Origin of the sequence: Kitasatospora sp. CM 4170, assembly GCF_032110285.1 — a bacterium.
GTDB classification, from domain to species: Bacteria; Actinomycetota; Actinomycetes; order Streptomycetales; family Streptomycetaceae; genus Kitasatospora; species Kitasatospora aburaviensis.
In genome coordinates, this window is the sequence record NZ_CP134877.1 from 4494832 (window position 1) to 4507237 (window position 12406).

Below are 12406 nucleotides of genomic sequence, written 5' to 3' on the forward strand. Positions count from 1 at the left end.
CAAGCTGCCACCGTGCTCGATTCCTGACCGGCGCAAACAGCCCGGACTCTCGAACGCGGGCACTCAGCCTCAGACAGCTTTGCCCGCGAGGAGGCTGGTGACACGGTCAGCCATGAGGACACCGAGGATGTAGCCGTCCTCGTCGACGACGGGCCAGACCGCCAGGCGCTTGATCCGCATGGCGATCGCGGCCAGGGCCAGGCCCATGGTCGGCCAGGCGAACGGGCCACGCTGGTGGGTGGTGGCGCTGATCGCGGTCCGTCCGGCGTACCAGGAGCGGTTCAGGAACGGATGGAGTCCGGTGCGGGTGACCAGCCCCTCGCACCGGCCGTCGTGGTCGCGGACCAGCAGGTAATCGAGGTGGGCGCCGCGGAGGACGTCGTCGGCCTGGTCGACGGTGCTGTCGTCGCCAATCTGGTAGTCGCAGGGGTCCATGGCGTCGGCGACCGTGAGGCCGTGGCCGGGCCGTACCGGCTGCGGGGAGTGGATGGTCACGGTGCTCACCGTTCCCGTCTCCGGCCGCCCTCTGGGGGGCTGCCGGGCTTTCCTTCACCCAGAACGAGGCCGGAACGGTTACCGGAATGCGTGATGCCCTGGATGCCTACGACCCTACTCCGGTGGCGAGCGGACCGGAGCAGACCGCTGCGGAGTAGCCTGGGAGACAACCGAGGACATATCGCACACCGGCATCAGCGTCGACGTCGCCCTGGGTCATGACGGGTCCCTCGCGGACCGGACGGGCGGCTTCGCATGATGCCGATTCCTTTCCCCACCTCTTCCTCTCCCGGGCCGTGGACAGCGCCCGGCGCCCCGCTGCTGCCCCGCTTGGAACTCGAGCCGACGATGTCCCGGGGGGCGTCTTCGACGGCGCCTGGTGGCCCCGATCGAACCACGTCCTCGCCGAACTGCCGGACCTGATCACCGCGCTCGGTGCCCACTTCGGGCGCATCGTCCGGGTCGGTCTCGACACCGCTGCCTGGGACGATGTGCCTCTGGCCGTCGCGGCTAACGGCCTGACGGTCAGGATCAACTGGTTCACCGGCAGCGACGCGACGATCAGCGTCACCCGGGGGTTCCAGGATCACTTCCTGCTGCTGGTGGTACCGCCCGGCACCAAGTCGGCAACGGCCGCCTCGGCGATGGCCGGCGCCTCGGCCACCGGAAACCACACCCCGGCGGCAGAACTCCTGCTCGGCTGAGCAACCCGGACACACGCCGACACCGCCGCGCACCGGACCACTCCGGGTCGACGCGGCGGGGAGGGGGACCTGTCGCCTGTACCGGGTCTCCGGCATCGAGCGGCCGCCGCCCCTCGTCCGGGCAGGCGGCCGCACCGGGGTCGGCCGATGATGGATCCAAGGGACGCGCAACGTTCGAGGCGGCGTATGGCCGTGTGGCATGTCCGGGACTTCACGCCGGACGACCTCGAAGCGGTGGTCGGGATCGACGCCGAGAGCACCGCCACGGGCCAGGCCGCCGTCTTCCGGCTCTCCGACGTGGTCGCCGCTCTGCAGGCACGGAATCCGAGCGTCGTCGTGGTGGCCGACGGGCATCTCGTGGGCGCGGCGGTGGGCCGGGTGGACGGCGACCGGGCGTGGGTGCTGCGTATCGCCCTGCACCCCGCCTGGCGGAACCTGGGCATCGGCACCGCCCTGCTGTCGGCATTGGAGCACCGTCTGCGGGACGCCGGTGCCAGGATCGTCGCGGCGCTGCTGCCCGACGAGGAGACCGGAGCCACCGCACTGGTCAACTCCGGATTCCACCCCCACCGGGGGCTCACGTACTTCGAGAAGTCGGAGGTCGTGAGTGCTCAGGGCGCGGCGGTCCTGGCGGTGCTCGGCGCGGTCATGCCCGAAGCCAGCCTCTGGGAGCAGCTCACGGGCATGGCCGACGAGAAGCGGCTCATCGAACGGCGCCTGGTGCTGCCCCTGGCCAATCCCGAGCTGGCGGACGCCCACGGGGTGGAACCACCCCGCGCGGTGGTGCTGTTCGGTCCGCCGGGCACGGGCAAGAGCACGTTCGCCAAGGCCGTGGCCGGCCGGTTGGGCTGGCCTTTCGTCGAGCTCTTCCCCTCCCGGCTCGCGTCCGAGGACGGGCTGGCCACCGGACTCGGCCGCCGCTTCGAGGAGGTGGCGCAGCTCGACCACGTCCTGCTCTTCATCGACGAGGTCGAGGAGGTCGCCGGTACGCGCAGCCTCGCCGCCCCCGCGTCGGTCGGCGTGGTCAACGAACTCCTCAAGTCGATCGTGCGGTTCCGCGACCGCGACGGCCGGCTGCTCGTCTGCGCCACCAACTCGGTGACCGCCCTGGACCCGGCGTTCCTGCGGCACGGCCGGTTCGACTACGTCCTGCCGGTCGGGCCACCCGACTCCGTGGCCCGCGACGTGCTGTGGGCCGGCTACACGGCGAAGACGGGTACCGCCGCCGACACCGCGGTCCTCGCCGGGGCCAGCGAGGGCTTCACTCCCGCCGACATCAGGCAGGTCGCCATGGCCGTCGCCCAGAGCGCGTTCGAGCGCACGCTCGACACCGGGGAGCGGATCCAGCCCAGTACCCAGGACTACCTGGACGCCATCCACCGCACCCGTCCGACCGTTTCCGACGAAATGGCCCGGGAGTTCGCCGACCAAGCGGTCCGCTACGGGCGCGTCTGATGGACACCTCGCCGTTGCGGGGTGTCCGTCCGAAGGTGCCGGGCATCGGACCCGACCACCGCGACGACGCCGCGTCCGGGCCGAACGCGGAGTAGCCTGGACATCACCGAAGGCACTTCGCATGCCGGTACCGAATATTGGCGTCGTCTCCGGCGAACGGCAATGCCGGACCCGGCTTCTCGACCGGGCCCGGGGACAGGTCTCTGATCATGACCACGACCCTCGATCGTGCGACGACGCCCGCCGCCACGGATTCCACGGCTCGGCTCACCCTCGCGCCCAGCGGCGTGCGGCCCGGCCGTCTGGACGGTGCCTGGTGGCCCCGCTCGCGTGATCTTCTTCTCGAACTCCCCGCCCTGGCCGCCGACCTCGACGAGCGGTGGGGCCGGATCACCCGGATCACCGTGAACCCCGCGCAGTGGCCTGTCATCCCCCGGCGGATCCCGGTCACGGGTCACACCGTCCACGCGGGCTGGTTCACCATCGAACAGGACCAGCACACGATCATGGTCTGTTCCTATGCTCCCCGTCGGCTGAGCCTGCTGGTGGTCCCGCCCCAGACTGATGCCGTCGAGGCCGCCCGGCTGATGGCCGAGGCCGCCGATCCCGCGAACACCAGGACCTCGAGCGAACTGCTCGCCGCCGAGCCGAGCACCGGTGCGACCGGGCCGGAAGTCGGTTCCGATTTCCTGCCGTCGGCCGTCACACCCTCCACCGGGCTTGGCGAGGCCGACCGGCGAGCCGATCTCTCCCGGAGCCGGGCCGCCTCCTGGCCGGCATCCGCGTAGGCGGCCGGCGGGAGCTGCCCGGGCCGGAGCCGGGCTGTCTCACTCGCGTGACCACTCGGTCTCGGCCTGGGGTTCGCCGTCGGCACCGGCCCCTTCCCAGAGCCGGACCCTGACTGCCCGAGGGCCCGGCGCGGGTCGGGAGAGGGTTCGAACGAACACGTCCCGGAGATGGTTGGCCGCCCGCTGCGGCGGACCGTCGTACTCCAGCGGATTCGACGTCGTCGTGTCGTCCTGCCGAGACCAGCGGCCGTCGTCGTCCTGGGCCTCCAGAATCCACCGGTAGCGCTGCATCGTGCCCTCCTGTGACAACCCTCCTGCCCTGACACGACCGTACGAGGCGGGCGGGCGGAGGGCGACCGGGGATGTCGACCGGCAGCCGCGGCACCACAATGGAACCAGGAGCGGAGGAGATGGCCGATGTTCGAGGCAGGCGACATCCGGGAGTGGCGCGGCCATGACGTGGTCGACGCCGACGGACACAAGGTCGGCACGCTGGAGTCCGTCTACGTGGACACCGCGACCGATCAGCCGTTCTTCGCGACGGTCATGGTCGGCCTGCCCACCCGCCGCCGCCTGGTGTTCGTCCCGCTGTCCGACGCGACGGTAGGTCCCGGTTACCTGAAAGTCCCCCGGCCCAGGAGCCAGGTGAAACACGCCCCGGCCATCGACACCGACGGCGAACTCCCCGCCGAGGACGAGGCAGCCGTCTTCGCCCACTACGGGCTGGACTACGCACCGGGCACGGGCGGGGAGCGCCGCCTGGCCCGCCGCTAGGAGCCCTCCGGACCCTGAAGGAGGCCGACGATGGCCCTGGTACTGTTCCTCGTCATCGTGGCGATCGTGCTCGGACTGGTCGGTGTCGTCGCCGATGGCCTGGGGTACCTGCTGTTCATCGGCATCGCCGTACTGATCGTCGCGCTGATAGTCTCCGCCGTCCGGTTCCGGCGCGGGGGCCGGTCCGTGAACCGCTGAGTACCGTGCCGGGTCCGGGCCGGACCGGGAGTAGCCTGGACATCACCGAAGGCACCCCGCATGCCGGCACCGGACACTGGCGTCGTCTCCGGCGAACGGCAATCCCGGACTTGGCACCGGCCAGGCTCGGAGACGGGTCCTTGATCATGACTGTGATCGACGGCGCGACGCTTGCCACCCCCGAACCCGCCCTGCGGTTCTCCCTGGCACCGGACGGCCCGCGAGCCGGACGGCTGGACGGGGCCTGGTGGCCCCGATCGCACGACCTTCCTTCCGAACTCCCCGCCCTGGCCGCCGAACTGGACGAGCGATGGGGTCGGGTCGCCGGAATCACCGTGAACCCCGCCCAGTGGTTGACCGTCCCCCGACGGATCCCGGTCGCGGGCCACACCGTCCACGCGGGCCACACCGTCCCCGCGAGCTGGTTCACCGCCGTGCAGGACCAGCACACGATCTCGGTCCGCTCGCACCTTGCCCGCCGGCTGACCCTGCTGGTCGTCCCGCCGCGGACGGGAGCGGTCGCCGCAGCCCGGCTGATGGCCGAGGCCGCCGATCCCGCGAACACCAGGACCGCGAGCGAACTGCTCGCCGACGAGCCGTCCGCGAAGATGCCCGACCGGCGGGGGATCGTCTGGCCGGTACGCGACCCCTCGGTCTCGGCCTGGGGCTCCGCCCGGTGGGGCGGGCCGTCGTCCCCGCCCGGGCGCTCCGGCACTGGCCCCCGACCGACCACCGGTGACGCCGACCACCGGTGACGCCGCCGCCCGATCCTTCGTTCTTGCGCTCCCGGCGGGTCGCCGTCAGTACTCGGAGCCGCTTCGCAGGTAGGTGCCAGCGACCTGGAGCCACGCTCCGGGGCTGAAGCACGCCTCGATCCGGTGCGGGGTGTCCTCGAAGACCCGCAGGACACGAAGCGCCCCGCTGGGGTGCAGGTCGTACTCGAAGGTGACGCCGTCCGCACCGTCCTCGTACTGCAGGTCCAGCGGCCCCTTCGACGGCTCCGCCGGCGACCGGGCCTCGGCCGAGAGTTTCACGTAGACGGACATCTTCACGTCCCGCCTTTCCTGCCTGCCCGGCGTGACCGGCTCACGGGTCTGCCCCTCGGGGCGTTTCGGCCGGGGGGCCGGAGCTGACGCCGGTGTCGATGAGGATCTGCCGTGCCGAGTCGCTGCCACCGGCCCTGACCGCGCGTGCCATGGAGGCCAGGGCCGCCTCCTGGCTCGCGTGCGGGGGGACGACGAGCAGGCTGAAGTGGTCACGGTCGCCCCGTGTGACGATCACGGTGTCGTCGCCGACCGGGTAGCGGTCGATGTGCACCGACCGGCCGTCGACCATCAGACTGGCCGGGACGTCGTCCCAGGCGCCCGCGTCCAGACCGACGCTCTCGATGGGGCCGAGATGACCGGTCAACGCGTGGATCAGGTCAGGGAGTTCGGCGCCGATGTCGCGTGAACGCGGCCACCACACACCGTCGAGCACGCCTTCGCGTGACCGGGTGGTCTCCAGGCGCAACGCTACCGTCCCCGGCTTCGCGGCCTGCCGGAACCGCTCCGGCAGAAACCCGTAGCGGGAGTCGCTGGCTTCGTCCGACATGGCTCGCCACCTGTCCGCCCTGAGAGCCCTGGCACACCGGGTGCGGGCCGGGCCTCGCGTGGAGCGACACCTCCGGCCGCTCCGATCTCCCACGGTACTCCGCCTGTCCCTGGCCGACCCGGCCGGTCGTGAGAGCCTCGGCGGGGCCGCTCTCAGCGCCACTCGATCAGGAACAGGGTGGCGTCGTCGCTCGTGTGCCCGCCCCGCTTCTCCTTCAGCACGTGGGAGAGCGCCCGCACCACGGCCCGCACCCCGCTCTGCGAACGCTCGACGCGGTTGACCCAGTCGATGAGCTGGTCCTCCCCGAACTGTTCCCCGCCGGGCTCGCGCTCCTCGACCAGGCCGTCGGTGAAGCACAGGACCCGGTCGCCGTGCCGCAGTGCCCGCTCGCTGATCACCGGCTCCTCGCCGCCGAACCCGACCGGCAAGGTCGTCTCGCTCTCCAGCCGCTCGACGACGACGTGGTCGCGGATCAACAGCGGCTGGGGATGGCCGGCGTTGACCCACTGCAGCAGGCCGGTCCCGGTGTCCAGCCGCATCATCTGCGCGGTGACGAAGTGGTCGGGCCCGAACTGCTCGGCGATGGCCCGGTCCATGAACGCGTAGATCTCGGCCAGCCCGATGTCGGCACGCCGGGCGTGCCGGTACGCGCCGATGGCCACCGTCGCCATGGTCGCGGCGTCCAGCCCGTGGCCCATCGCGTCGATCGTGGCCACGTGCAGCACGTCGTCGTTGAGCGCGTAGTCGAAGCTGTCGCCGGCCACCCGGTAGGCGGGTTCGAGGATGCCCGCCACCGCGACCCGCGGGACGGTCATCGTCAGCGGCGGCAGCAGCGACCACTGGATCTCCGCCGCCACGGTCATCGGTTCCAGGCGCCGGGCCTGGAAGATCCGGTCGGTGTAGCCGCTCTTGGTGACCAGCAGATCGGCGACCAGCGCGGCGAGGCGCCGCAAGAACAGCCGATCGTCGTCATCGACGGCGTCCAGCGTGAGGGCCAGCACCCCCACCTCGTCCCCGCCGTCCAGCAAGGGCAGGTACACCCGCATTCCGTCGGCCAGCGGTTCCTCGACGGGGGCACCGTTCAGGAAGGCCGCACCCGCGGGGGATCCGTCGATCGGCACCGGCTCCCCGACAGCCAGCCCCCGGCCGGGCAGCGGCGCGAGCACCAACTGCCCGTAGTCCTGCAGCAGGAGCACCGGGTCACGACCGCCGACCCTCGCCGCCGCTTCGGCGACCATCGGACCGAAAAGCCCGGGCGGCAGCTCATGGACCTGATCGAGCAACGCCCCCAGCAAGTACTCGCCCAGTCCTCCCACCCGGCCCGGTCGGCCCTCGCCTCGCTGCTCACCGCCGCGTCCTCCCTGCCCGCGCACCACCGGCGCGGGCGCGATCGACCCCGAACCCCGGCGCGGTCCGCCGAACCGGTCCTTCCATTACGCCCGACGGCAGCGCGTTGCGCCCCCGGTCATGACCTCGGGCTGCCCCGCAGCACGGCCGACAGCGGTTGCAGTTCTGGTTGCATTCACCCCCGTCCGGCCCCGTTCAGAGATCGACTGACGGATCGCTCCGCCGCAGGTCAGGACTGACACGGACCTCTTCGGACAGCCGGACGAACAGTTGGAAAGCGTGTTGGGGGCAACCCCTCACGAGTTCGAATCTCGTATCCTCCGCCTCTGCCAGCCATGGCAGCACGAAGGCCCCGACCGCCCAGCGGTCGGGGCCTTCGTCGTTCTCCGGTCCCGGTCGGCCGACCGGTTCTCACCGGGCAGCGGGGAGCGCCGCCGGCTTCACCGAGTCGGGGGCGGCGGTGAGCAGGCCGGTGGCGCGGTCCGCGGTGAGCACGCCGAGGATGTAGCCGTCCTCGTCGACGACGGGCCAGACCGCCAGATGCTTGATCCGCATCGCGATCGCGGCCAGGGCCAGGCCCATGGTCGGCCAGGCGAACGGGCCGCGCTGGTGCGCGGTGGCGCTGATGGCGGTCCGCTCGGCGTACCGGGAGCGGGCCAGGAAGGGGTGGAGTCCGGTGCGGGTGACCAGTCCCTCGCACCGGCCGTCGTGGTCGCGGACGAGCAGGTAGTCGATGTCGGCGCCGCGGAGGATGTCGTTGGCCTGCTCGACGGTGCCGTCGTCGGCCATCTGGTAGTCGCAGGGGTCCATGGCGTCGGCGACCGTGAGGCCGTGGCCGGGCCGCGGCGACTGCGGGGAGTGGGTGGTCACGGTGCTCACCGTTCCCGTCTCCGGCTGCCCGCTGGCAGGGCCGCCGGGCCGTCCTTCACCCAGAGCGAAGCCGGAACGGGTACCGGAATGCGGGGTGCCCTGGACGTTTACGACCCTACTCCTGCGGCGCGCGGCCCGTGGGAGGCGGCGGCGGAGTACCGTTGGGAGACAACCGAGGACATCTCGCACACCGGCATCAGCGCCGACGTCGCCCTGGGTCGTGATGGGTCCCTCGTGGACCGGACGGGCGGCGCCGCATGATGCCGATTCCTTTCCCCTCCTCTTCCGCTTCCGGGCCGTGGTCGGTGCCCGGCGTCCCACTCTTGCCTCGCCTGGTGCTGGAGCCGACGATGTCGCGGGAGGGCGTCTTCGACGGGGCCTGGTGGCCCCGCTCGAACCACGTCCTCGCCGAGCTGCCGGACCTGATCACCGCGCTCGGCGCCCACTTCGGGCGCATCCTCCGGGTCGGCCTCGACACCACGGCCTGGGACGGCGTGCCGCGGTCCGTCGCGGCGAACGGCCTGACGATCAGGATCAACTGGTTCACCGGCAGCGACGCGACGATCAGCGTCACCCGGGGCTTCCAGGACCACTTCCTGCTGCTGGTGGTGCCACCCGGCACCGACTCGGTGACGGCCGCCTCGGCCATGGCCGGCGCCTCGGCCACGGGGAACCACACCCCCGCGGCGGAACTGCTGCTCCTCTGAGTCGCCTGGCACCGCCGCTTGCCGGATCACCCCCAACCGAATCCCGCCGGGCCGTACGACGCTTCCGCCGTGCAGCCCGGCGTCGTCGACCGCGCAGCCTCCCCGTCCGCCTGTCCGCCCGGGCGGACGGGCGGACGGGCGGACGGGCGGACGGGCGGACGGGCGGGCGCACCGGGGGCGACCGATGATGGAAGTCCGGAGGCGCGCGACGTTCGAGAGCGGCGTATGGGTGTATGGCACGTCCGGGACTTCACGCCGGACGACCTCGAAGCGGTGGTCCGGCTCGATGCCGAGAGCGCCACCACGGGCCGCTCCGCCGTCTTCCGCCTCTCCGACGTCGTCGCCGCATTGCAGGCGCGGAACCCGAGCGTCGTCGTGGTGGCCGACGGGCATCTCGTGGGCGCGGCGGTGGGCCGGGTGGACGGGGACCGGGCGTGGGTGCTGCGCGTCGCGCTGCACCCCGCCTGGCGGAACCTGGGCATGGGCTCCGCCCTGCTGTCCGCGTTGGAGCACCGTCTGCGGGACGCCGGTGCCAGGATCGTCGCGGCGCTGCTGCCCGATGAGGAGACCGGGGCCACGGCACTGGTCAACTCCGGGTTCCGCCCCCGCCGGGGGCTCATGTACTTCGAGAAGTCGGAGGTCGTGAGTGCTCAGGGCGCGGCGGTCCTGACCATGCTGGGCGCGGTCATGCCCGAGGCCCGCCTCTGGGAACGGCTCACGGGCATGGCCGACGAGAAGCGGCTCATCGAACGGCGCCTGGTGCTGCCCCTGGCCAATCCCGAGCTGGCGGACGCCCACGGGGTGGAGCCGCCCCGCGCGGTGGTGCTGTTCGGTCCGCCGGGCACGGGCAAGAGCACGTTCGCCAAGGCCGTGGCAGGGCGGCTCGGCTGGCCTTTCGTCGAGCTCTTCCCCTCCCGGCTCGCGTCCGAGGACGGGTTGGCCACCGGTCTCGGCCGCCGCTTCGAGGAGGTGGCGCAGCTCGACCACGTGCTGCTCTTCATCGACGAGGTCGAGGAGGTCGCCGGTACGCGCAGCCTCGCCGCCCCCGCGTCGGTCGGCGTGGTCAACGAACTCCTCAAGTCGATCGTGCGGTTCCGCGACCGCGACGGCCGGCTGCTCGTCTGCGCCACCAACTCGGTGACCGCCCTGGACCCGGCGTTCCTGCGGCACGGCCGGTTCGACTACGTCCTGCCGGTCGGGCCACCCGACTCCGTGGCCCGCGACGTGCTGTGGGCCGGCTACACGGCGAAGACGGGTACCGCCGCCGACACCGCGGTCCTCGCCGAATCGAGCGAGGGCTTCACTCCCGCGGACATCAGGCAGGTCGCCATGGCGGTGGCCCAGAACGCCTTCGAGCGCACGCTCGACACCGGGGAGCGGACCCACCCCAGTACCCAGGACTACCTGGACGCCATCCACCACACCCGTCCGACCGTTTCAGCGGAGATGGCCCAGGAGTTCGCCGACCAGACGGTCCGGTACGGGCGTGTCTGAGCGGCCGCCCGCGCCGTTCCGCCGCGTCCGCCCGAAGGCGCCGGGCGGAGACCCGACCACCGCGACCATGCAGGTTCGGACCGGACCGGGAGTAACCTGGACATCACCGAAGGCACATCGCATGCCGGCACCGGATACTGGCGTCGTCTCCGGCGAACGGCACTGCCGGACCCGACCTCTCGGGCCGGGCCCGGAGACGGGTTCCTGATCATGACCACGATGCTCGACCGAACGACGACCGCCGCCCCGGATTCCGCCGCACGGCTCTCCCTTGCGCCCCCTGGCGAACGGCCCGGTCACCGGCTGGACGGAGCCTGGTGGCCCCGCTCACGCGACCTTCTTCTCGAACTCCCCTCCCTGGCCGCCGACCTCGACGAGCGGTGGGGCCGGATCACCCGGATTACCGTGAACCCCGCTCAGTGGCCCGTCGTCCCCTCGCGCATCCCGGTCACCGGGCACACCGTCCATGCGGGCTGGTTCACCACCGAACAGGACGAGCACACGATCGCGGTGTTCTCGTACGCCCCGCGCCGGCTGACCCTGCTGGTCGTCCCGCCGAACACGGATGCCGTCGATGCCGCCCGGCTGATGTCCGAGGCGGCCGACCCGGCCGGAACCCGGACCGCGAGCGACCTGCTCGCTGCGGGGACGGGCGGCGACGTGGCGGAGCCGGAGTCCCGTTCCGACTTCCTGCCGTCGGCCGTCGCTCCCACCGACGGCGCCCGTGAGGCCGGCAGGCGGGCGGTCGTCGCCCGCAGCCGGGCCGCCTCCTGGCCGGTACCCGGGTAGCCGGCGGGACGGGAGCCGCCCGCCACGGCCGCGGGGCCGGGTGCGTCACTCGCGTGACCACTCGGCCTCGGCTTGGGGCCGGCCGGCGGCATCGGCCCCTTCCCAGAGGCGGATCCTGATCGCCCGGGGGCCGGGAGCAGGCCGGGAGAGCGTGCGCACGAACACCTCCCGAAGGTGGTTGGCCGCCTTCTGGGGCGGCCCGTCGTACGCCAGTGGATTCTGGGTGGGAGCACCGTCCCGCCGGGACCAGTGGCCGTCGTCGTCCTGCGTCTCGAGAACCCATCGGTAGTGCCGCATCCTGGCCTCCCGTGCCGACGATCCCGCCCCGGGAACGACGGTATGGGCGGGGCGGACCAACCGCGACCGGTGGACGCCGCCCGGCTGCGGCCCGGCCTGCCGGTCGCTCCGGCGATCAGCACCGAAGGCGAACGGCCCGCCGAGAACGCCGACGTCGGGTCTGCCCCGACGTACCAGCCCGTGCACGGGGTGCGGGCCCCGGCCAGTCGGCGGCCCCGGACAAATCCTGAAGGAAGCCGGAATGGCCCTCGTGCTCTTCCTCATCATCGTGGCGATCGTGCTCGGGCTGGTCGGCGTCGTCGCCGAGGGCCTGCTCCACCTGCTGTTCATCGGCATCGTCGTACTGATCGTCGCACTGGCCCTCTCCGCCGTCCGGTTCCGGCGTGGAGGCCGATCCGCGCACCGCTGAGCAACCGGGCACCGCCGCCGCGGGCGTCCCCGCGGTTCGCCCGCGGCCGCGGATCGCCGTCAGTACTCCGAGCCGCTTCGCAGGTAGGTGCCCACGACCTGGAGCCACGCCCCGGGGCCGAAGCACGTCTCGATGCGGTGCGGTGTGTCCTCGAAGACCCGTAGGACACGCAGCACACCACTCGGATGCAGGTCGTACTCGAAGGTGACGCCGTCCGCGTCGTCCTCGTACTGCAGGTCCAGCGGCCCCTTCGACGGCTCCGCCGGCTCCCGGGCCTCGGCCGAGAGTTTCACGTAGACGGACATCTCTCCGTCCCGCCTTCCTGTCTGTCCGGGGGGCCCGGCTCACGAGGCCATCCCTCAGGACGCTTCGCCCGTGGCTCGGAGCCGATGCCGGTCATGACGAGGATCCGGCCGGTCGTGACGAGGATCCGCCGGGCCGGTACGTCCCGGGCTGTGGCCACCTCGGGAAGCGGCGCCTCGGCGG

17 protein-coding genes are annotated in these 12406 nt (G+C 72.2%); 10 read left to right on the forward strand and 7 right to left on the reverse strand.

Annotation, left to right across the window (positions count from 1 at the left end):
* Positions 1 to 69: 69 nt before the first annotated feature.
* The gene (locus tag RMN57_RS18980) at positions 70 to 504 is read right to left on the reverse strand and encodes a CBS domain-containing protein (protein WP_313764541.1); all 435 of its coding nucleotides are present in this window, start codon (positions 502 to 504) and stop codon (positions 70 to 72) included.
* Positions 505 to 791: 287 nt separating this feature from the next.
* Here RMN57_RS18980 and RMN57_RS18985 point away from each other — a divergent pair, with 287 nt between their 5' ends.
* The 3 genes from RMN57_RS18985 to RMN57_RS18995 all read left to right on the forward strand — a co-directional run bounded on the left by RMN57_RS18985 (position 792) and on the right by RMN57_RS18995 (position 3442).
* A complete protein-coding gene (locus tag RMN57_RS18985) occupies positions 792 to 1199 on the forward strand; it encodes a DUF5994 family protein (RefSeq protein WP_313764542.1) in 408 nt (135 codons plus the stop codon).
* A 186-nt stretch (positions 1200 to 1385) separates the two neighbouring features.
* A complete protein-coding gene (locus tag RMN57_RS18990; protein ID WP_313764543.1) occupies positions 1386 to 2654 on the forward strand; it encodes a bifunctional GNAT family N-acetyltransferase/ATP-binding protein in 1269 nt (422 codons plus the stop codon).
* Positions 2655 to 2863: 209 nt separating this feature from the next.
* On the forward strand, positions 2864 to 3442 hold the full coding sequence (locus tag RMN57_RS18995; RefSeq protein WP_313764544.1) for a DUF5994 family protein: 579 nt from the start codon (positions 2864 to 2866) through the stop codon (positions 3440 to 3442).
* 39 nt (positions 3443 to 3481) lie between these two features.
* On the opposite strand, the gene RMN57_RS19000 is transcribed toward RMN57_RS18995, so the two are convergent.
* On the reverse strand, positions 3482 to 3733 hold the full coding sequence (locus RMN57_RS19000) for a hypothetical protein (protein ID WP_313764545.1): 252 nt from the start codon (positions 3731 to 3733) through the stop codon (positions 3482 to 3484).
* Positions 3734 to 3859: 126 nt separating this feature from the next.
* Between RMN57_RS19000 and RMN57_RS19005 the strand changes: the two genes are divergently transcribed.
* From RMN57_RS19005 to RMN57_RS19015, 3 genes are all read left to right on the forward strand, one after another.
* Entirely contained in the window at positions 3860 to 4216 is a 357-nt protein-coding gene (locus RMN57_RS19005; RefSeq protein ID WP_313764546.1) for a PRC-barrel domain-containing protein, read from the forward strand.
* Positions 4217 to 4246: 30 nt separating this feature from the next.
* The gene (locus tag RMN57_RS19010; protein ID WP_313764547.1) at positions 4247 to 4414 is read left to right on the forward strand and encodes a hypothetical protein; all 168 of its coding nucleotides are present in this window, start codon (positions 4247 to 4249) and stop codon (positions 4412 to 4414) included.
* A 146-nt stretch (positions 4415 to 4560) separates the two neighbouring features.
* Positions 4561 to 5169, forward strand: a complete 609-nt coding sequence (locus RMN57_RS19015; RefSeq protein ID WP_313764548.1) for a DUF5994 family protein — start codon at positions 4561 to 4563, stop codon at positions 5167 to 5169.
* A gap of 45 nt (positions 5170 to 5214) precedes the next feature.
* Here the strand turns inward: RMN57_RS19015 and RMN57_RS19020 are convergent, their stop codons facing one another.
* The 4 genes from RMN57_RS19020 to RMN57_RS19035 all read right to left on the reverse strand — a co-directional run bounded on the left by RMN57_RS19020 (position 5215) and on the right by RMN57_RS19035 (position 8233).
* Positions 5215 to 5466, reverse strand: coding sequence for a hypothetical protein (locus RMN57_RS19020; protein WP_045698473.1), 252 nt, complete (start codon positions 5464 to 5466; stop codon positions 5215 to 5217).
* Between the two features lie 34 nt (positions 5467 to 5500).
* Positions 5501 to 6007, reverse strand: coding sequence for a DUF5994 family protein (locus RMN57_RS19025; protein ID WP_313764549.1), 507 nt, complete (start codon positions 6005 to 6007; stop codon positions 5501 to 5503).
* Positions 6008 to 6159: 152 nt separating this feature from the next.
* Positions 6160 to 7245 (reverse strand): SpoIIE family protein phosphatase, encoded by a 1086-nt coding sequence (locus RMN57_RS19030; RefSeq protein WP_313764550.1) that lies wholly within the window; start codon positions 7243 to 7245, stop codon positions 6160 to 6162.
* Positions 7246 to 7765: 520 nt separating this feature from the next.
* Entirely contained in the window at positions 7766 to 8233 is a 468-nt protein-coding gene (locus RMN57_RS19035) for a CBS domain-containing protein (RefSeq protein ID WP_313764551.1), read from the reverse strand.
* A 326-nt stretch (positions 8234 to 8559) separates the two neighbouring features.
* On the opposite strand from RMN57_RS19035, the gene RMN57_RS19040 reads away from it, so the two are divergent.
* The 4 genes from RMN57_RS19040 (at position 8560) to RMN57_RS19055 (ending at position 11920) form a co-directional block, all read left to right on the forward strand.
* The gene (locus tag RMN57_RS19040) at positions 8560 to 8931 is read left to right on the forward strand and encodes a DUF5994 family protein (protein WP_313764552.1); all 372 of its coding nucleotides are present in this window, start codon (positions 8560 to 8562) and stop codon (positions 8929 to 8931) included.
* 225 nt (positions 8932 to 9156) lie between these two features.
* On the forward strand, positions 9157 to 10425 hold the full coding sequence (locus RMN57_RS19045; protein ID WP_313764553.1) for a GNAT family N-acetyltransferase: 1269 nt from the start codon (positions 9157 to 9159) through the stop codon (positions 10423 to 10425).
* 219 nt (positions 10426 to 10644) lie between these two features.
* Positions 10645 to 11214 carry a DUF5994 family protein gene (locus tag RMN57_RS19050; RefSeq protein WP_313764554.1) on the forward strand — a complete coding sequence of 190 codons (570 nt, stop codon included), beginning with the start codon at positions 10645 to 10647 and terminating at the stop codon, positions 11212 to 11214.
* 538 nt (positions 11215 to 11752) lie between these two features.
* On the forward strand, positions 11753 to 11920 hold the full coding sequence (locus RMN57_RS19055) for a hypothetical protein (RefSeq protein WP_313764555.1): 168 nt from the start codon (positions 11753 to 11755) through the stop codon (positions 11918 to 11920).
* Between the two features lie 59 nt (positions 11921 to 11979).
* Here RMN57_RS19055 and RMN57_RS19060 read toward each other — a convergent pair whose 3' ends face one another.
* Complete coding sequence (locus RMN57_RS19060) at positions 11980 to 12225, reverse strand: hypothetical protein (RefSeq protein WP_313764556.1); 246 nt, start codon at positions 12223 to 12225, stop codon at positions 11980 to 11982.
* Between the last annotated feature and the right edge of the window lie 181 nt (positions 12226 to 12406).